Origin of the sequence: Microbacterium sp. Gd 4-13 (assembly GCF_003095395.1) — a bacterium.
GTDB lineage: Bacteria > Actinomycetota > Actinomycetes > Actinomycetales > Microbacteriaceae > Microbacterium.
In genome coordinates, this window is sequence record NZ_QEIJ01000001.1 from 872,194 (window position 1) to 890,997 (window position 18,804).

General features: G+C 68.3%; 20 protein-coding genes. 8 read left to right on the forward strand and 12 right to left on the reverse strand.

Features of this window, described 5'->3' with window-relative positions; all coding sequences use genetic code 11:
* Positions 1-37 precede the first annotated feature (37 nt).
* From DEA06_RS04150 to DEA06_RS04160, 3 genes are read left to right on the forward strand one after another with little or no spacing between them, the layout of a single operon-like run.
* Positions 38-1,072, forward strand: coding sequence for an LLM class flavin-dependent oxidoreductase (locus DEA06_RS04150; protein ID WP_116646638.1), 1,035 nt, complete (start codon positions 38-40; stop codon positions 1,070-1,072).
* A 25-nt stretch (positions 1,073-1,097) separates the two neighbouring features.
* Complete coding sequence (locus DEA06_RS04155) at positions 1,098-2,447, forward strand: MFS transporter (RefSeq protein WP_116646639.1); 1,350 nt, start codon at positions 1,098-1,100, stop codon at positions 2,445-2,447.
* 18 nt (positions 2,448-2,465) lie between these two features.
* Positions 2,466-3,227, forward strand: coding sequence for an SGNH/GDSL hydrolase family protein (locus DEA06_RS04160; RefSeq protein ID WP_116646640.1), 762 nt, complete (start codon positions 2,466-2,468; stop codon positions 3,225-3,227).
* Here DEA06_RS04160 and DEA06_RS04165 read toward each other — a convergent pair.
* A complete protein-coding gene (locus DEA06_RS04165; RefSeq protein ID WP_116646641.1) occupies positions 3,211-3,774 on the reverse strand; it encodes a dihydrofolate reductase family protein in 564 nt (187 codons plus the stop codon). The genes DEA06_RS04160 and DEA06_RS04165 overlap by 17 nt on opposite strands.
* Positions 3,775-4,015: 241 nt before the next feature.
* Between DEA06_RS04165 and DEA06_RS04170 the strand changes: the two genes are divergently transcribed.
* Positions 4,016-4,270 carry a DUF6458 family protein gene (locus DEA06_RS04170; RefSeq protein ID WP_116646642.1) on the forward strand — a complete coding sequence of 85 codons (255 nt, stop codon included), beginning with the start codon at positions 4,016-4,018 and terminating at the stop codon, positions 4,268-4,270.
* 119 nt (positions 4,271-4,389) lie between these two features.
* The gene (locus tag DEA06_RS04175; RefSeq protein WP_116646643.1) at positions 4,390-4,740 is read left to right on the forward strand and encodes a hypothetical protein; all 351 of its coding nucleotides are present in this window, start codon (positions 4,390-4,392) and stop codon (positions 4,738-4,740) included.
* Between the two features lie 37 nt (positions 4,741-4,777).
* Here DEA06_RS04175 and DEA06_RS04180 read toward each other — a convergent pair whose 3' ends face one another.
* Positions 4,778-5,692 carry an alpha/beta hydrolase fold domain-containing protein gene (locus DEA06_RS04180; protein WP_116646644.1) on the reverse strand — a complete coding sequence of 305 codons (915 nt, stop codon included), beginning with the start codon at positions 5,690-5,692 and terminating at the stop codon, positions 4,778-4,780.
* Positions 5,693-5,813: 121 nt separating this feature from the next.
* Here DEA06_RS04180 and DEA06_RS04185 point away from each other — a divergent pair, with 121 nt between their 5' ends.
* Both DEA06_RS04185 and DEA06_RS04190 read left to right on the forward strand, forming a co-directional pair.
* Complete coding sequence (locus DEA06_RS04185; protein WP_116646645.1) at positions 5,814-6,464, forward strand: alpha/beta fold hydrolase; 651 nt, start codon at positions 5,814-5,816, stop codon at positions 6,462-6,464.
* Positions 6,465-6,513: 49 nt separating this feature from the next.
* A complete protein-coding gene (locus tag DEA06_RS04190) occupies positions 6,514-7,281 on the forward strand; it encodes a hypothetical protein (protein ID WP_116646646.1) in 768 nt (255 codons plus the stop codon).
* Between the two features lie 266 nt (positions 7,282-7,547).
* On the opposite strand, the gene DEA06_RS04195 is transcribed toward DEA06_RS04190, so the two are convergent.
* From DEA06_RS04195 to DEA06_RS04205, 3 genes are all read right to left on the reverse strand, one after another.
* Entirely contained in the window at positions 7,548-8,522 is a 975-nt protein-coding gene (locus DEA06_RS04195) for a cation diffusion facilitator family transporter (RefSeq protein WP_116646647.1), read from the reverse strand.
* A complete protein-coding gene (locus DEA06_RS04200; RefSeq protein WP_116646648.1) occupies positions 8,519-9,055 on the reverse strand; it encodes a transporter substrate-binding domain-containing protein in 537 nt (178 codons plus the stop codon). Before DEA06_RS04200 ends, DEA06_RS04195 begins: the two co-directional genes overlap by 4 nt.
* A 103-nt stretch (positions 9,056-9,158) precedes the next feature.
* Positions 9,159-10,529 carry a hypothetical protein gene (locus DEA06_RS04205; protein ID WP_205781204.1) on the reverse strand — a complete coding sequence of 457 codons (1,371 nt, stop codon included), beginning with the start codon at positions 10,527-10,529 and terminating at the stop codon, positions 9,159-9,161.
* Positions 10,530-10,828: 299 nt separating this feature from the next.
* Between DEA06_RS04205 and DEA06_RS04210 the strand changes: the two genes are divergently transcribed.
* Positions 10,829-11,239: a MarR family winged helix-turn-helix transcriptional regulator gene (locus DEA06_RS04210; RefSeq protein ID WP_165817915.1), complete on the forward strand. Its 411-nt coding sequence runs from the start codon at positions 10,829-10,831 to the stop codon at positions 11,237-11,239.
* Between the two features lies 1 nt (position 11,240).
* Here the strand turns inward: DEA06_RS04210 and DEA06_RS04215 are convergent, their stop codons facing one another.
* Genes DEA06_RS04215 through DEA06_RS04245 form a run of 7 tightly spaced genes read right to left on the reverse strand, consistent with a single transcriptional unit; the run spans position 11,241 to position 18,802 of the window.
* Entirely contained in the window at positions 11,241-12,431 is a 1,191-nt protein-coding gene (locus DEA06_RS04215; RefSeq protein WP_116646650.1) for an MFS transporter, read from the reverse strand.
* Positions 12,432-12,435: 4 nt separating this feature from the next.
* Positions 12,436-13,686 (reverse strand): 2-hydroxyacyl-CoA dehydratase family protein, encoded by a 1,251-nt coding sequence (locus tag DEA06_RS04220; RefSeq protein WP_116646651.1) that lies wholly within the window; start codon positions 13,684-13,686, stop codon positions 12,436-12,438.
* Positions 13,683-14,726 (reverse strand): 2-hydroxyacyl-CoA dehydratase family protein, encoded by a 1,044-nt coding sequence (locus DEA06_RS04225; protein WP_116646652.1) that lies wholly within the window; start codon positions 14,724-14,726, stop codon positions 13,683-13,685. The genes DEA06_RS04220 and DEA06_RS04225 overlap by 4 nt, the downstream gene beginning before the upstream one ends.
* Positions 14,723-15,967, reverse strand: a complete 1,245-nt coding sequence (locus tag DEA06_RS04230) for a CoA transferase (RefSeq protein ID WP_116646653.1) — start codon at positions 15,965-15,967, stop codon at positions 14,723-14,725. Before DEA06_RS04230 ends, DEA06_RS04225 begins: the two co-directional genes overlap by 4 nt.
* Positions 15,964-17,097 carry a CapA family protein gene (locus tag DEA06_RS04235; RefSeq protein ID WP_116646654.1) on the reverse strand — a complete coding sequence of 378 codons (1,134 nt, stop codon included), beginning with the start codon at positions 17,095-17,097 and terminating at the stop codon, positions 15,964-15,966. The genes DEA06_RS04230 and DEA06_RS04235 overlap by 4 nt, the downstream gene beginning before the upstream one ends.
* The gene (locus tag DEA06_RS04240; protein ID WP_276308330.1) at positions 17,094-17,879 is read right to left on the reverse strand and encodes an amino acid ABC transporter ATP-binding protein; all 786 of its coding nucleotides are present in this window, start codon (positions 17,877-17,879) and stop codon (positions 17,094-17,096) included. The genes DEA06_RS04235 and DEA06_RS04240 overlap by 4 nt, the downstream gene beginning before the upstream one ends.
* Positions 17,880-17,887: 8 nt before the next feature.
* The gene (locus DEA06_RS04245; protein WP_116646656.1) at positions 17,888-18,802 is read right to left on the reverse strand and encodes an amino acid ABC transporter permease; all 915 of its coding nucleotides are present in this window, start codon (positions 18,800-18,802) and stop codon (positions 17,888-17,890) included.
* Positions 18,803-18,804 lie beyond the last annotated feature (2 nt).

Below are 18,804 nucleotides of genomic sequence, written 5' to 3' on the forward strand. Positions count from 1 at the left end.
GATAGGTTCATTCAGGCGAATAGAAAAGAGGCTTGGCATGGACGCAGTGCAACTCGGGCTCGATACGTTCGGCGACATCTCGCGGGGTGACGACGGGGCTCTTCAGAGCGACGCGCAGACGATTCGGAACGTCGTCGAGCAGGCGGTGCTCGCCGACCAGGTGGGACTGTCGTTCTTCGGCGTGGGGGAGCACCACCGCAAGGACTTCGCGGTGACGAGCCCCGAGATCGTTCTGGCGGCGGCCGCTGCCCGGACGACGTCGATCCACCTCGGCACCGCGGTGACCGTGCTGTCGTCGGACGACCCGGTGCGCGTGTACGAGCGGTTCGCCACGCTCGATGCCGTCTCGAACGGTCGCGCCGAGGTCATCCTCGGCCGGGGCTCGTTCATCGAGTCGTTCCCGCTCTTCGGGTACGACCTGCGCGACTACGAAGTGCTCTTCGAGGAGAAGCTCGACCTGTTCTCGCAGCTCCTGCATGAGAAGCCGCTGACGTGGTCGGGAACGACGCGTGCGCCGCTCGACGCAGCCGACGTGTACCCGAAGACCGAGAACGGGCTCACCGCCTGGGTCGGGGTCGGCGGTTCGCCCGAGTCGGTCGTCCGAGCCGCGCGTTACGGCTTCGGGCTGGTGCTGGCGATCATCGGCGGCCCGTCCCACCGGTTCGCGCCCTTCGCCGACCTCTACCGACGCTCTCTGGAGTCGTTCGAGCGGCCCACCCTTCCGATCTCGATCCACTCACCGGGCCACATCGCCGAGACCGACCAGCAGGCCTGGGATGAAGCGTACGAGGGCGTCGCCGAGCTGAACAACGTCATCGGCGCCGAGCGCGGGTGGCCGACGTACAACCGGCTCCGCTTCCAGCACGATGTCGGCCCGGAGGGGGCTCTGTACGTCGGATCGCCCGAGACCGTCGCGCGCAAGATCGCAGACACGGTCCGAACGATCGGCGCATCGCGGTTCCAGATGAAGTTCGCGAGCGGATCGCTCGCCCACTCCAAGCTCATGTCGAGCATCGAGCTCTACGGCACCCGGGTGCTCCCGCTCGTTCGCGACATGCTGGCGTCCGACTGAGCCCGACGACTCTTACGCTGTGTCCATGAGCGACGCCCCGCCGTCCACCGCTGCGACCATCTCGGAGCAGCTCGACGACCTTCCTTTCACCCGTCGGCATCTGAAGATCCTCAGCGGATCGGGTCTCGGTTGGGCCCTCGACGCGATGGACGTCGGGCTCATCTCGTTCATCATCGCCACCCTCGCGGTGCAGTGGAGCCTGCAGCCGGGGGAGACGGCGTGGATCGCGTCGATCGGCTTCGTCGGCATGGCCATCGGCGCCAGCGTGGGCGGTCTCTTGGCCGACCGCTTCGGTCGGCGCCAGGTGTTCGCTCTCACACTCGTCGTCTACGGCGTCGCAACCGGAGCCAGCGCGCTGGTCGGCGGGCTCGTCGCTCTGCTGGTGCTGCGATTCTTCGTCGGCCTGGGCCTCGGCGCCGAGCTGCCGGTCGCCTCCACCTACGTCAGCGAGTTCGCTCCCGCTCGCATCCGCGGACGTGTCATCGTCATCCTCGAGGCGTTCTGGGCCGTGGGATGGACCGCCGCCGCGCTGATCGGCTTCTTCGTCATCCCCACGTCACCCGACGGGTGGCGCTGGGCCTTCGCGCTGGGCGCGATCCCGGCCGTCTACGCGCTGATCGTGCGCTGGGGTCTTCCCGAGTCACCGCGGTGGCTGGCCCGCCGCGGGCGGGCGACCGAAGCGGCGGCCATCGTGGCCGATCTGCAGCGGTCTGCCGGTCGCCTGCCGTCCGCACCGCCGCTGTCCGACACGACGCCCGCCGCGGCGAAAGACGCCGGGGGACGTCTGGCGGCGCTGTGGACCCCGGAGTTCCGGCTGCGCACCGCGAGCCTGTGGGTGCTCTGGTTCTGCGTGAACTTCTCGTACTACGGCGCGTTCATCTGGATTCCCACCATCCTGGTGTCGCAGGGCTACGACCTGGTGAGGTCGTTCGGGTTCACGCTCATCATCACGCTCGCCCAGCTGCCCGGTTATGCCGTGGCCGCCTGGCTGATCGAGGTGTGGGGGCGCCGCGCGACGCTCGCTGTCTTCCTCGCCGGCTCCGCCGTGTCAGCCGTGCTGTTCGGGACGGCGACCGGCGAGGTCTCGGTGATCGCCGCGGGCATGGCCCTGTCGTTCTTCAACCTGGGTGCCTGGGGAGCGCTCTATGCCGTCTCTCCCGAGACGTATCCCACGTCGCTGCGCGCCACCGGATCGGGCTGGGCCGCCGGCATCGGGAGGATCGCGTCGATCCTCGCGCCCCTGTCGGTGCCCCCGCTTCTCGCCTGGGGTGGCGCGCCGCTCCTCTTCGTGGTCTTCGCCGCATTCTTCACGGTGGCGGTGGTGGCATCGTTCGGCGTCGCAGACCACCGTGGCCGCGCACTCGACGACCGCTGACGCGCCTAGGCTGAACACGTGGCCTCCGTTCGCTTCGTCGCCATCGGCGACTCCTTCACCGAGGGCGTGGGCGACGAGCTCCCCGACGGCACCGTCCGCGGGTGGGCCGATCTCGCGGCTCAGGGGTGGGCGGATGCGGCGGGGGAGCCGATCTCGTACGCCAACCTCGCGATCCGCGGCAAACTTGCCGGGCCGATCGTCGAAGAGCAGCTGGAGCCGGCACTCGCCCTCGGACCGACCCACCTGTCGTTCAACGGCGGCGGAAACGACATGCTCCGGCCGCGGGCCGATATGGAGCGCATCGCCGACCTGTTCTCGCGTGTCAGAGACCGGTGCGACGAGGCCGGCGTGCAGCTCATCTTTCTCTCCGGGGCGAACCCGTCGTTCCATCTGCCTCTCGGCCGGGTCGTCCAGCGCCGTGGCGACCTGCTCTCGGACGCGGTGCTCGCGCGAGTGTCAGATCGCTCGGACATCGTCCGGGCTCTCAACTGGCCAGATAGGGAGTTGTCGCAGGAGTCGTATTGGTCGCCCGATCGGCTGCACATGAACGAGCGAGGCCACCACCGTGTCGCCGCCCGCGTCATCGATGCGCTCGGCTACACCCCTCCGGCCGAGTGGTGGTCGCTTCCCACCCGCGACGGGGTGGTGGTGCCGCGCGGCGCCGCGTACTACCGCGAGCACGTGGCTCCGTGGGTACGACGACGACTGACCGGGCGGTCGTCGGGCGATGGCCGTCAGGCCAAGTTCGCCGACTGGGTTGAACTCACCCCCGCGGGTTGACCCGGTATACGAGCTCGGCGAACTGCCCCCGCTGACGCACCTGCTCGAGACGGAGCCGGTCGGCCTCGAGGCGCCGGGGAAGCAGCGGCCTCCCCGACGGTAATACGACCGGGGCGACCGAGACGCGCACCTCGTCAAGACGGTCGACATCGGCGAACTGACCGACGAGGTCGCCGCCGCCGACGATCCAGACGTCTTTCCCTGCGGCCGCGGCGACGACTGCCTCGACCCACTCGGCCACGGGTCCGTGCACGAAGGTGACGTCGGCGCCCTCCGGGGTGCGGAACTGACGATGGGTCACCACGAAGCACGGAAGCGATCCGTACGTCGCCGCCCACGAGCCGGGGTTCTCCGCCTCGTCGTTCGCCCACACCCATTCGTATGTCGTCGCTCCCATGACGAAGGCCCCGACCCCGGCGAGGAATCCCGCGAAGTCGTCGGCGGCCTCGGGGGCTCCCGGCACGGCGAACAGCCAGCCGAGCGAGTCGGCGTCATCGGCGAGGAACCCGTTCAGAGTGGTGGCGGTGTTGTAGACGATCCGGGTCATGGTCGCCAGGGTAGAGCGAACCTCCGACACGCAACCGCCGCGAGGCGCTCGAAGAACGTAAGACATCCCTATCGGCTGAGACAACCCGCCAGGCGCGATGTATCGGCCGATTGCGATGTCTGACCCGTGGGCCCACGGGTGGATCCGCAGCATCCGGCCCGTGTCAAGCCCTCAGCGCTACGGCCTCCGCCCTGTCATCGTGTCGGAGTGCGGCACGTGCCGCCTCGAGAGGAGAGCTGTCATGAGCATCGGAGCCGGAATCGCGCTGTTTGTCATCGGCGCCATCCTCGCGTTCGCCGTCAACGTCGACGTGCCGGGAGTCAACCTCGACATGATCGGCTACATCCTCATGGGTGCCGGCGCGCTCGTCTTCCTCATCGGCATCATCCTCATGGTGCGTCGCCGTCAGACGGATACCGTCACCCGCACCGCCGTCGATCCGACAGCGGGGGAGCGCGTCACCCGCCAGACCACGCGTTCCGACGACACTCTCTAAGGGGTCCGGCCGACGGTCGCTCCGGTCGCGCGCGTGGGCGGCCACCCCCTTCGGGTTCGCGTGGTGCCCACGGTTGCCGTCGCTTCCCGACGCGCCGCGTCGGAGTCGGCGGCTTTCTCGTGACCACGTTCGCGGTGTACGTCGCCCACGACATGACGGCACCGGTCTCGGGCGGCGTGCTCGCCTCACTCCGCTCGCCGCGGATCGTCTCCACGCTCTTCGTCAGGATGCCGCGCAGCTACTTCGTCTGGTCGTGGACGATCCTCGCCGCGGTCGTCGCATCCGGTCTGGCCTTCGCCACCGGTTCGTTCTCGCTCACCGGCGTCGAGACCGTGGTCTTCGTGCTGATCTTCGGGTGGATCTCGCTCTTCGTGCGCTTTCTCGGTGTCGCGGGGCAGCACCCGGCGAAGCAGGACGCCGCGCCCCGCGCAGACCCGACTTCTGCGGGTCGGTCTCGGGGAGAGGCGTAGGCACCGATCCTGGACCGCGCGCGGCGGCTTGCCGACGCTATGTCGGCTGACTGCCGCGCTGCGCCACCGCTCGGCGGACGACATCGATGATCTTCGCGCGGACCTGGACACCGAGCCTCGTGGGCAGCAGGGGATAGACGTGCACGTGGCCCTGCGCCTCGTGCAGATCGATGTCGACGCCGGCCGCGGTCGCGGCATCCACCAGCAGATGCGCGTCGGGATTGAGCACGTCACGCGTGCCGGTGAACAGCGTGATCGGAGCGAGCCCCCTCATCTCTCCGAAGAGCGGACTCACCACCGGGTCGGTCAGCGCGCGGTCGCCGCGCCAGAGGTCGGCGAGCACTCGTCCACCCGGTGTCGCCAGCCACGGGTCGCTCGGCTGCACCTCGGGGATGCGGGGGTTGCTCCAGGTGAGGTCGAGCGCGGGGGAGATCAGGATGCTGCCGGCCACCGCGACGCCCGCATCGCGCAGCGTCTGCGCCGCCGACAGCGCGATCTGCCCGCCGGCGGAATCGCCGGCGAGCATCGTCGTTCCGTACCGCGAGACGCTCCGTTTCACGAGGGCGACGACGCCATCATGAGCGGTCGAGGCCGTCCCGAAGGGGACGAGCGGGTAGATGGGAACAGTGACGGCGACGCCCGACTCCGCCGCGAGCTGGGCGATGAGCTGCCAGTGCTGTGCGACGATCTCGTTGACCCACCCGCCACCGTGCACGTAGACCACGCCGCCGGACGGCTCGCGGTCGCGCGGGGCGACCGTGTAGACCGGCCAGTCGACGTGTTCGACCTCGACCCGCAGGTCGGCTCGCAAGCGCGGGGGAGGCCCGTAGGCGGAGGGCCGCAGCTCACGCTGCCGGACGCGTCGTCTCGCCCCGTCGGCGGTGACGAAGGTGCGGTTCGCGCGCAGCATCCGAAGGACGATGGGCACGAGGGGAGCGGGGACGGTCGCCATCGGTCCATCCTGTCGCAACGGGTTCGGTCAGGCGTCAGCTTTTCGGTTCGACGGTGAACGCCCTCAGTTCTCGCGCGGACGCGAGTGAGGGCGTGTGCGCGACGCCGAGTAGCGTGTGGGGATGACCGGATACGACTTTCCCGTCGCCTGGTCGACCCGGAGCGTCGCGGTCAGGGGAGCAACGATCACGGCGCAGGCCGCGGGGGAGCCGACCGCGGATCCGGCCGTCGTGCTCCTGGGCGGCTCTCGCCGTGCGAGCCACTGGTGGCCGGACGCCTTCTGCGCGGAGCTGGTGGATGCCGGGGTGCGAGTGGTGCGGTTCGATCCGCGCGACACGGGGGAGTCGGCGACTGCGCTCAGCGGTAGACACGCGTCCCCGGACGCCGATCGCACAGCTGATGCACTCGCGGTGACGGATGCCTTCGGCGCCGCCCATGTCGTCGTGCTCGGCGTGTCGTCGGGCGGCGTCGTCGCGCAGCGCCTCGCCGCGCAGCATCCTGATCGCATCGTCGGCCTCGTGCTCATGTCGACGACCGTGTCGGGCGACGTCGATGGGTCCGCTTTGACCTCGCTGCCGTCCGTCGTCGTGCACGGGTCGGCTGATTCGACCTGTCCGCTCGCGCACGGCGAAGCTCTGGCCGAGGCGATCGACGCGCCGCTGATCGTGCTGACAGACGTCGGCCACGAGCCACCTCCGCCGCGCACGTGGCCGAGTCTCGTCCCGGCCATCCTCGGCGTGGTGCGAGACGCCCGCGACGGGGAGGGTCTCTGACGCGAACCGCGCGCTGGTGCAGCGGGCGCGTTTCATCGATACTGACATAATGTGCATTATCGGCGAGCACTCAATCGCGGATTACACCGACGACGAGAACGCATCGTTGCCAGGTCAGGCCGCCTGCGCGACGACCGCACCACCCGGTACCTTATGGAACATGAGCGACGGCCGGCCCGCGGGTTACGCGACCAGTGCCGAGCTTGCCATTCTGAGTTCGCAGGCGGGCGCCGTCCTGCAGCTTGGTCGGGAGTTTCCCGAGCAGGTTTTACAGCATCCGTTGGGTTCGCTGCGCTGGACCGATGTCGAGTACCGGGGGTGGGCTCCCATCCGAGACTTTGCTCGACTACATCACGACACCGAGGTCAATCTCCTCGTTCCTCGCTACGCACCGGGCTCTCTCCGCAGTACGACAGGGCAGCCTCGCGCTGGGTTCACCATTTCAGCGGACGCGGCAACGGAGGCTTTCGAGGCGCTACGGACCGCAGATACTGGCGTCGCGTTCGGTGATACCTGGGTGATGTTCGGTCCGTCAGGCCGGTGGGGAATATTCGGGGAACGCGACCTCGCGGCGTGGTGGTCCAACCTTCCCGACGACGACCCAGAGCTGAGCGCTTGGGAGCTCAGGTACCGGCCGTGGGCGTATTCGATTACCGGCGCCGCGGAGCTTTGGTCGCTGGCGTTCACAGACCTTAAGGTGCCGGTCGAACTACTCGAAGGGTTACGACGCAATTACGGCGGATTCGACCGGCCCGACCGTGAAGCCGCGATGCCCGAGGTTCCCATTAACGAACGGTCGTTCCACAATCTCGAATGACTGACGGGCTGCAACTGGTCGGCAATCTTCATCGTTGATCTCGGATTCCAAGCTTCTCGGCAAGGAATTCATCTTCGGCGGTTGTGCGGCGTGCTCACGCCGAGGGATTGGTGGGCCGCGTCGGCGTGACCGCAGAGGCCCTGACCCAGGCTTTGTGCTTTGTGCTCGGTGCCGGCGATCGCGATGGCGCTTGACGTCCAACTGCATACCTCGGCGTCGACTCCTCGGCATGCACAGATCGCGCGCCTCGAGGGGTTCACAGAGCGTCACGCTCCGACGACCTCGGGCAGTTCGCGGGTGAGCACGAGCACGATGTCCTGCACCTTCCAATCGAGGGCGATGCACGCCTCACGAGCGGACTCGAGCATCTCCAGCGAGGGCACCGTGCCGTCGATCGGCACGACGAATGCCTCGACATGGAAGACGTGCCCCTCGTCGCGCATGCGACTTCCCGCGTCGGCTACCCAGGGAAGCCCTCGAAGGTAGTCGTCGATGCGGACAGCCAAGGGCTCGGGCTTGCGGTCATCGAAGGTGGTCGCCCGCTCGTCCATGAGGTCGGCGACGGCGCCGCGGAGGTTGCGCACGCCATCGGTGAGAATGCTGGCGGCGATGAAGAGCGCGGCCGCGGAATCCAGCCACCACAGCCCCAGGCCTATGCCCGAGACCCCGACGATCGAACCGATCCCGGTCATCCAATCCGCCTTGTTCATGTCGGCGTCGGCGTAGAGCACCTTGTTGTGCAACTCCTTCGCCAACGTGATCTTCGCGCGCCCGATGATGACGGGCGGGACCGACGTCACCGCCATGACGGCGATCATGAGCCACCCCAGCCAGATCGAAACGCCGAACAACTCGATGGTGCCGATCGTGGGGTGCTCTCCGCGCAGCAGGGCCGAGCCGGACTCGACGATGAGGAAGATGCCCATCGAGCACAGCGCAACGGCAGCGACGAGGTGCCCCACGCCCACCGATCGGTGGAAGCCGTAGGGGTGACGTTTCGTCGGCAGACGACGGTTGATGCGAACCGCGACAAGGAAGGCAATCGGCGGGATGAAGGACAGCATGTCTTCGATCCACGCCGCTCTCATCGCCTGCGAGTTGCCGACGACGAAGAACATCAGGATCACGGTGACGGTGAGAACGCCGAGGGTGATCCATTCCAGGCGCACGGCGCGCCGGAGCACCTCACGTTGACGTTCGGGGAGCTCGGTGTGTCCGAAGCGCACCACTTCCCGGCTCATCGCTCTCCCCCGTCGTCCACGTACCCGCTGGAGAAGGTTTCAAGTTCCGAGATGAAGGCGTTCTCCCCCATCGGCACCAGCATGACCAGCTTGCGGGTGGTCCCGTCAGCATCCGTGATCTCGGTGTAGGGCCGGGTGACGCCTGCCATGTCGACCCACGGCGTCTCGTCAGTGAGGCCGCCCGCGACGAGGTCGAGTTCTTCGTTTTCGAGACCCCTCACCAAAGCCTCCTCCGAACCGACCGTCCACTCGACCCGCGCGTCCAACGACTCCGCGAATGCGCGGATCGCCTCGATCTCGGTTCCCGCGGGTTCATCCCCGTCGACGCTCACGAACCCGTCGTGGGGTGACACCCCCGCGTGGAGGACGCCACCGCGCACGTCGTCGAGAGTGCCGGAGGGATCGCTCGGGATCGTGAGGCCGCACCCGGCGAGGACCGTGATCAACGCTGCAAGAACCGTTGCCCCCGCGAAGCGCGACCGAAACCCCACCAGGGAAGTTCGCCCGGGCGCAGAGGCGGCAACACCGTTCATAGCCCGAATCTATGATCATCCGCCGCGTGCACGCGTCGGCCTTGACATCGTGGCCCCACCAGGATGAGCGCAGCCGCTGCCGAGCCGACTGGCGACGCCCATCTCACACCTGCGGCGACACTGCCGGGGCATACGGGCGGGTGAAATCGTCGGGCGTGAAGCGGAGAAACCGGGCCTCCCCCAGCTCGGTAGCCTCTGCCGCCCGGTTCAGCGTTGCGGCCGACGTCGACCTCCACCGTCCGGAATCGAGGCGGCCCAGCAGCACGTCGACCGCTGCCACCTTCTCGGCATCGGAGAACGCGCAGTGCCCCACGCTCTCGACGTAGATCTGGCGGAGCAGTCCCCCATTACCGGCCGCCTTTACGAGATCGCCGTATTCGTCCTGCTGGGCGACGGTGGAGATCTGGTCACCGATGTTGCTCATCGTGAGGACCGGCACCGACAGCGCGCCGTCGAACTCGATGCCCTGCTCGAGCTGCCGAACGGCAGCCTCGTCGGCCGCGATCCGCTCACCGGCATCCACGATTCCGAGGTCTTCCTCGAGCGACAGACCCGCGGCCCGATAGAGGCGTTCGACGACCTTGCGGTCTTGCTTCGACGCCGCCGCGAACTGGGCGCGATAGTCGACGCCGAGGTTCCACGACGGGTTACCGCCGGTGATCGTCTCCAGACTGCGACGGCTGCTCATCGCCTGGCCGATGTAGGGCAGGCCGCCTCCGGCAAGCGCGCCGTACCACCCGGCCTGGTAAGCGTCGGGGTCACGCGGCGAGGGGCGCGGCTGCGATTCGGCCCACGCGGGGAGCTGGCCGATGGCCGCGGCCAGCGCGATGCGTGCCCGCCCCTCAGGTGTCCCCTGCGCCTCGGAGAGCACGGCACGCCAGGCGGACACGCTGCCGGCGACATCGGCGGGGATTCCGGTGACCGGCAGCGCACCGTCGGGGTCGAGAAGCCGCGAAAGCGTGTAAACGGTGTCCAGCTTCTGATTCCACTGCGACACCGCGCCGGAGAGACCTCCGCAGAACGACGCAACACCGTCGATAGACCCTGGTCGGCGCTGCGCCACTCCCGCCGCGACGAACCCGCCCATCGACGTACCGGTAGCGATCCGGCGCGTCGCCGGCCCCACTGCGGCCTCGAACCTCTCGAGCGCCTCGATCTGGTTGTCGATGGCTCCGGCGATGTCCCACCCGGTGACGGTCCGCGTCGTTCCCCCGTAGGCAGCTCCGGAGGCGAGAAGGTGCTCGACGTAGCCGGACACGCTCGTCGATGCGGCGAAGTCCAACTCTACGAAAACGGTGCCGTTCCACCGCTCGGGAACGACGAAGCGGTAGGGCGTCGCGTCGGCGAGCGTTCCGGAGACCTCGGTGGGCGTGGAGGCGGACGCGGGCGCCGACCCCGCGGTCATCCCCGTGGCCAGGAGAGCCGCCGCCGTGATCGCCACAAACGCCGTGCGGACGTGGATGCTGCGTGTCATCTCGGGTCTCCATCGACTCGGGTTCTGCAGGTATATCAATTACGTTGATATTATGCCGTCGACGATACCGCCCGAGTGGACCCCCGTCAACGACGGAGGCAATGACTCCAGACCTTCCCGCGCCCACCCTTCACCTCCCCAGCGACGGCTCGCGCTCCGAGTATGGTGGCACCGTGGATGACACGCCCCGAGACCCCCGAGGCGCGCCAGCAACGAGTCGGCTGAACTACACCGCCTACCGTTTTGCCCGGGCGTTGAGCCGAGCCGCAGAGAATACGGCCCTCGCACGCGGGGTCACCATGCCGCAGCTCCTGATCATGCAGGTGCTCGGCGAGGGCACCCCCCTCTCCAACGCTCAGGTCGCGCGACGGACCTTCGTCAGCGCACAAGCAGCGCACGTCGCCTCCGAAGATCTCCTCGACGCGGGCCTGATCCAGAAGGTCGAGCACCCCAGCAACCGACGGGTTCGGCTCGTGCAGCTGACCGAGGTGGGCTGGTCGGTACTGGCCGATTGCACCGCTGACCTCGTCGCGCGCGAGGAACGCCTCAGGACCGTACTCGGCGCTGACCTCGGCGACTCGCTCACCGAACTCCTCGACCGGGCGGCCGAGATCCTCGCCGGCGGCTATTTCGGCGACGCGGAGGCGGAGGCCGTTGCCGTCGCCGCGCGTCGACGGCCGGCGCAGGGCCGAGTGAACCCGGGGCCCTGACTCAGCTACGCAGCCTGGTCGCGATCGCGACGAAGGCCGCGCTGAGCAGCGCTGCCGCCCCGCCGATGGCGAGCGCCGTTCGGCCGGAAAGGGCATCCGTCACCCACCCCATGAGCAGCGCGCCGAGAGGCGCCATGCCGTAGTTCCCCAGCGTCACGAGTGACATCGCACGCCCGAGCTGCGCCGGAGCCACGCTCGATTGCGCGGCGGCGTTGATGGTTCCGTGGTAGTAGCCGACACCGAGACCGAGGAGCGGCCCCGCGAGCAACAGCAGCGGGAGGGTCGGGGCGAGGGCATTCACCATCAGGGCGAAGCCGAGCGCGGCGCACCCGCCGATCAGAGAGCGCAGCGAGACCGACGCGGGAATCGCAGCGAGGAGCCCGCCGACGATCGCGCCGACGGCGTTCATCGCGTGCACAGCACCGACCGCGGTCGCGTCGCCCGCGAAATCGAGCGTCACCGTCGACGTGAGAACGAGCATGAGGTTGAGTCCGAAGAGCGCCACGACGACGTTGACGATCGCCAGAATCACGAACGGGCGACTTCGCAATGGTGAGGCGCTCGTCCGCGGGTCGCTCCGGTCCGCGCGCGGGCGTCGATGCAGGCGCGACGGTCGAATAAGGAGAAGAGACACGAACACGATGAGAAATGACGCGGCGTTGACCACCATGCACGCGGAGGCACCCCACCCCGCGAACGCGAGACCGGCCAGACCCGGACCGATCGAACGGGCCGCAGCCAGCGCGATGGTGCTGATCGAGACGGCGCGACTCAAGGCGCCGGGCCCGACGAGCTCGAAGATGATCGCCTGCGCCGCGACACGATCGAAGGTGTTCGCGGTTCCGAGAACGAGCACGAGGGCATAGATCGTCCACACCTCGACGGTGGGGCCCGCCAGCACGATCGCCAGAACTGCGACGATGATCGCCTGCGCCCCGGCGGTGACCAACAGGATCGTGCGCGGTCGCACACGGTCGGCGAGCCGGCCCGCGGGGATGCCGAGCACGAGAAGCGGCAAGAATTGCGCGACCGTGACGCCGCTCAATGCGGATGCGCTGCCCGTGGCTTGCAGTACGACCAGCGACAGGGCGAGGTTCTGAAACCAGGTGCCGGTATTGGAGATGACCTGGCCGGTGAAGTACAGAGAGAAGCGCGGGTTCTGGAACGGCGTGAAAGCGGCGAGTCCCGGCACGGGCTCACACGCGTTCGGGCACGCGTGCTCGGATGAACTCCGCGATCCGTTCCTGCACCCGCGCCTCGTCGGTGGAGCGCGAGTCGGCGTTGTTCGCCCGGATCTCCAACACCGGGATGCCGCGTTCCTCGAGCGCCGCACTGATGAAGGCGCTCCCGGGCGTATCGTCCGCCACGAGATGCACGACGCCGTCGACGCCGTGCGCGACGGCTTCCTTCGCATACCAGCTCGACGACATGGGGGGCACGTACAGCAGGTCGGTGAGTCCGACGAACCGGCCCGCGAGTGCCCGGATCGGGTCGCCGCCGTATCGTGCGTAGCCGTCCGCGGCGATGGCGAGGTACATCGACCACACGAACACGGCGCCGAACTCCTCTTGGAACGAGCGGTACATCTCGAGGTTCGACCAGAGCCCGCGTCCGATCCACATGAGCCGCCGACGTTCGCGCGGCGCTACCGACGACCCCGCCTCGATGCGCGCCGCTACCTCGTCGTGCAGTCGCTCTGCAGCTTCGACGGCCCACGCAGTGCCGCGGTGCCACTGCGGGATCATGACGCTCGGGATCGAATCGGTCACCGCGACGGGCGCGGGACGGGCCGCTGCGAGCATGTCTCTCGTGCGGCGGTTCCATTCGGCCTGACGGTTCGCGAGGTCCATCACCTCGGCGAGCACGTCGAGATCGAGGGAACGCCCGGTGCGCTCCTCGAGCCAGGTGATCAGCTCGCGGATCTCTGCTGCCAGGAGGTCGACGCGGGCGGCTCCGAAAACAGACTCCCAGTCGTGCGGCACTCGGTCCCACCAGCCCTCGAGTGCGGGGACTGCTGCCGTCCGCGACAGCAGGAACGTGTCGGTCTCGGCTCGGCGGCCCCACAGCTCGAAGATCTTGGCCGTGACATCGCCACTGCGCTCCGCGACGGCGAACGCCGGTGTCGGCAGTCCGCCCCACGGCGCATCTTCCGTGGGAAGGTCTTGCGCGCCGAGGGCGAGCGCGTCGTACTGGCGGTTCGTGTCGGGAAGGCCCAGGGCGCGCAGGCGTGCCAGGCTCGCGGGGGCTGCGCGCTTCGCGGCAATCACCGACGCCCACCACTGATTCACGACATACGGGATTCCCATCGCCCGGAAGATCTCATGCGGCGCATCCGCGTTGACGAGCGCGATCTGCTCCCCTGCGGCACCGCGTGCCCGCACGTGCTGGAACCACTCGCGTTGGTAGCCGGTTGCCCTCACCGCGCTGTGCAGACGATCGTCGCTCATGCCGCTACCCCCTCGGCGGCATCCACCGCGATCGATCGGGCGATGGCGGCGGAGTCATCGCCGACATCCACGGTGCGAACCAGCAGCGGAATGCCCATGTCGGCGAGAGCATCGCGGACGGATGCGGCGTCCCACGCCGGGGCGTCGTCACCGGCCCGAAGGAGCGCGACGGCCACTTCCGCCTGCGCCGCGCCCGCACGATCTCGCGCAGATCGGGCTCGATCGGCGATGAGCGCGACCGGCGAGGCGAGGTCGCGCGCGAAATGGTGATCGGCGAGCTCCGCGCAGACCACCTCGAGATCGCCCGATGTCACGCCAACGCCGATCCACGCGAGATCGCCGCTGTCGTGGTCCTCCGCAACGATCGTGAACCCCTCCCTCTCGATCGCATCGTAGAAAGACGCGTCGGGATGAGTGCTCCCGGTCATGAAGAGGCGACGGGCGACGGGCTGTTCGGCGACGGCGCTGTCGAACGCCGCCACGGCGTCATCCGGCGACGAGGCCATCGCGCGCAGGTTCGCGGCGAGCGCCGTGGTCCCCGATACGGCCGCGGGCGACTGGCGGCGGCGATCCCGCATGAGAGCTGCGGCGCCACCGACGCGCGCTTCAGACTCCGCGGCAGCGAGCAGTGACGCGGCGTCGGGTCGACGCCCGGTGATGGTCGATACCACGTCGACGGTGGCGCGGAACTGCTCGGCGGTGAAGGCGCGTGCGGCCGCGCTGTCCCGACGTGGGAGATCGACGAGGTGCACCGGCGGCAGGGTTGTGCCGGACAGCATCCTCAACACGTAGAACAACCGCAGGTGCGCCTGGGAATCGTTGCAGATCACGATCGCTCCGAGATCGTCCGCCGCACCGGCGAGCAGGTCGGTCAGGATGCGCGCGACCACCGGGTCCGTGGCACCGAGCATCTCGGCCGCCGTCTCATCGATGCTGCCGCTCCATGAGCCCATGAGCCGTCGCGGGACGGCTCCCGCGGCCAGCAGCAGTTGACGCGGAACGTCATTTCCGACGACACCGACGACGACGTCGGCGCTCACAGCACTCCGTCGGCACGGAGTCTCTGAACGCGCTCCGCGTCGTAGTCGAGCAGACCGAGAAGCACCGACTCGGTCTGCTCACCGAGGCCCGGAGCGGGCCGGGAGAGGTCGGCGTGACTGCGAGAGAACACGATGGGAAGGCCCGCCCCGTACAACCCGTCGATGTGCCCGTACTCGGGATGCACGAGAGGAACGACCTCCTTGCGCTTGAGCACGACCTCGTCGCGCACGGCCTGCGCGGTGTCGCGAACCGGGGCGGCGGGCACCCCGTTGAGCTCGAACGCCGTGAGGATGTCCACGAGCAGCTTGTCCTCGCCCCATGCCGCGATCATCGCGTGCAGCTCGTCGGCGTGATGCACGCGCGCGTCACGGGTGGCGTACTTCTCTGAATCGAGGAGGTCGTCCCGATCCAGCGCGCGAAGGACGCCGTCGGCGAAGGCGTCGGTGGGCGCGCAGATGGCGAACCAGCCGTCGTCGGCTCGGAACGTTCCGAAGGGCGCGAGGCGCGGCACATACGCGCCGGTGCGCAGCGGAATGCCGATGGCTTCGAGAGCGTCGAAGGGCTCGCACGCTACGAGCGACGTGAGGCTGCCGAGCATCGACACATCGACGTGCTGCCCCTCCCCGGTGCGCTCGGCGTGAAGGACTGCGGAAAGCGTCCCGATGACCGCGAACAGCGGGGCGACGAGGTCGCCTACGGGCAGTCCGAAGCGAACCGGCGCGTCGCCCGGCTCCCCCGCCGTCATCATGACGCCGCTCAGCGCCTGGATGATCGTGTCCATCGCCTTCCCGTCGCCCGAGACTCCTTGCGCACCGAATCCGCTGATCGATGTGTACACGAGACCCGGGTTGACCGCGCGGACGGCGGCGTAATCGATACCCAAGCGCCCCGTGACGCCCGCACTGTAGTTCTCCACGATGATGTCGGCGGTGCGGGCGAGATCGAGGAAGACCTCTCGACTCTCGGGGTGCTTCAGGTTGAGAGTGATGCTCTCCTTATTGCGGCCGCGCAGCATCATCGACACCGACATGTCGTCGGGTGCGGTGCGCTTCTTGCTCAGTCCATCGGAGGTGACGTAGGGCGAGTTGTTGCGCGACGAGTCGCCACCGCGCGTCGGGTTCTCGATCTTGATCACCCGAGCCCCGAGGCTGGCGAGAAGCAGGGTCGCATACGGCCCTGCCAGCGCCGTTGTCAGGTCGAGTACGGTCTTGCCCTCCAGAGGCCCCCGTGCTTCGCTCATGCTGTCGCTCCTTCCAGATGAATCGACAGACCATCTGCGGTCTCGTCGAAATCGGTGTCGAACCCCGCGTCAGCGGTGATGCGTCGGATGTAGGTCATGACGTCGCGGCCTCGGTCGGCCCCCGCTACGGGAACGGGTCGAGCTGCATCGTCGATCCAGAACGGAATGACGGATGCGGCGACGACCTCGCCGCCGTCGATGTCGATCCGAGCGATCGCCGTGCTGCGGCTTTCGGGGTGGAATGGGTAGTCCGGCATCGCGGGGTCGGGGGTGAAGCCGAACAGTCGCATGCGATCACGTGCCCACGTCGCACGCTCGACCGCATCTCCCGGCGACGCGGAAAGCGCCTTCGTCACGGTGGCGAAATTGCCGAGACCGTGGAAGATCGGCCGACCACGATAGACCTCGACACCACGAAGGATGTGCGCGTGATGGCCGATCACGGCCTGCGCACCCGCGTCGACCAGGGCGTGGGCGATCTGCCGCTCGTACTCGGCGACCTCGACCGGAACGTGCACGAGCCCCTTGTGCAGCGCGACGATCACGACCGCGCCGGTGGCGGCCGTCTCTCGGACGGCGGCGACGGCGCGCGCGAGCGAACGCTTCTCGGCGAAGGTGAAGACGCGAGGCGGCCCACCCGGGTTGGCGTTGCGCGGCTCGTAGTGCGTGATGACCTCGACGTATGCCGCGCCCGGCTTGAGTGACGTGGCCCAGGATTCGCGAGGCCCGACGCAGTTGACGCTCAGCACGGCCACCTCGGTATCGCCGCGGCGGACGACGGCGGGGCGGAAGGCCTCGTCGATGTCGACCCCCGTGCCCGTCGTCGCGATCCCCCGGTCTGCGCAATGCGCAACCGTTTCGGCGATGCCGGCCGGTCCGAAATCGTAGACGTGGTTGCCCGCGAGAGTGAGAACGTCGAAACCGGCCGACGCCACCGCATCCAACGCCTCGGGCGGCCCGGGTAGCGCGGGCACGTCGGTCGTCAGCACCGTGCCGCTCACGACGTGCGGGATCTCGAGGTGTCCTATCAACACATCGGCACCGCGCAGAACATCGATCGACGGCGCGAGGAGCCCGGCCGCATCGGTCGTCTCCAGCACGAGGTCGCCGGTTGCGAGAACAGTCGTCATTGCTCGGCCGATACCGGCGGCGCCGTGCGGGTGAGGAAGGTCTTGAGCCTCGTCGAACGGGGAGAGGTGAAGAACTCCTCCGCGGGGCGGTCTTCGACCACACGCCCCTCCGCCATGAACACGCACCGGTCTGCGACATTGCGCGCGAACGCCAGCTCATGCGTGACGACGATCATCGTCATGCCCGTGGTCGCCAGATCCTTGATGACCTGCAGCACCTCGTCGACGAGCTCGGGGTCGAGCGAGCTGGTCGGCTCGTCGAACAACAGGATGCGCGGGTTCGCGGCGACGGCGCGAGCGATCGCGACACGCTGCTGCTGCCCACCGGAGAGCTGCCGAGGGTGCGCGCTCGCCTTGTCGGCGAGCCCGACGCGGTCGAGCAATTCGAGTGCCTGCTTCCGCGCCTGCGCTGCCGGGACGCCGTGCACCTTGATCGGCGCCTCGGTCACGTTCCGCAGCACGCTCCAGTGCGGGAAGAGGTTGAACTGTTGGAAGACCATGCCCATCCGGCGACGCTGGCGCTGGATGTCGGCGTCGGACATCGGTCGGAGGTGTCCGTTGTGGCTCTCGTGACCGAGGAGCCTCCCGTCCAGATACATCGCACCGCCGTCGATGGGCTCCAGGAGATCCACGCAACGAACGAGGGTGGACTTACCCGACCCCGACGGGCCGAGGATCGCGACGACCTCGGACTCACCGACGCGGAAGTCCACGCCGTCGAGGGCGACGTGGTCTCCGAAGGCCTTGCGGACGCCGCTGACCTCGAGGACGGGGATATCCACCTGTTCGCTCATTGCGCGACCTCCAGCTTCTGTACGGTTCGTTTCGTCGCTGTGGCACGTGATAATCCGCGGCTGAAGCGCTGTTCGACGCGCCGCTGGAGCATCGTGAGCAGAGTCACGACGACGAGATACCAGATCACGGCCACCAGCAGCATGGGCACCACTTCGTAGGTGCGGTTGTAGATGACCTGCACCGAATGCAACAGATCTCCCATCGCGATCACGCTCACCAGCGACGTGCCCTTCAACAGCGCGATCACCTGAGAACCTGCGGGCGGGATGATGACGCGCATCGCCTGCGGCAACACCACGCGTGAGAAGGTGTGCCAACGGGAGAACCCCATGGCTTTCGCCGCGTCGCGCTGGCCTTGATCGACGGAGAGGATGCCGGCGCGGACGATCTCCGCCATGTACGCGGCCTCATGAAGCGACAGCCCGATGATGGCCGCGGTGAGCGGAGTGATGATGTCGTTGGTCGGCCACGAGAACAGTTCGGGCCCGAACGGGACGCCGACGGCGATCCTCGGCAGCAAATAGGCCAGGTTGTACCAGAAGATCAGCTGCACCAGCGGCGGGACGCCGCGGAAGACGGCGACGAACGCGATGCTCGCCCAGCGCAGCGGCGCGAACTCGGTGAGTTGTCCGGCCGCGAGCAGCGTTCCCAACGCGGAGCCCAGCAGCATGGCGACCACGGTGAGGAAGATCGAGACCGTCAGACCGAGCAGCACGGTGGGGTCGAAAAGGTATGTTCCGACCACGCTCCACTCGAAACGGGGATTGGTGACGAGGAAGGCACCGAGTTGCAGCAGGGCGAGCGCGAGGAGCACGCCGACGACCAGTCGCCAGGGATGGAACCGACGACGAGAGTCGGCGACGTCGACGCAGCCGCCGGTGCGGGGCGGGGTGATGATGGGGGTGGTCACGA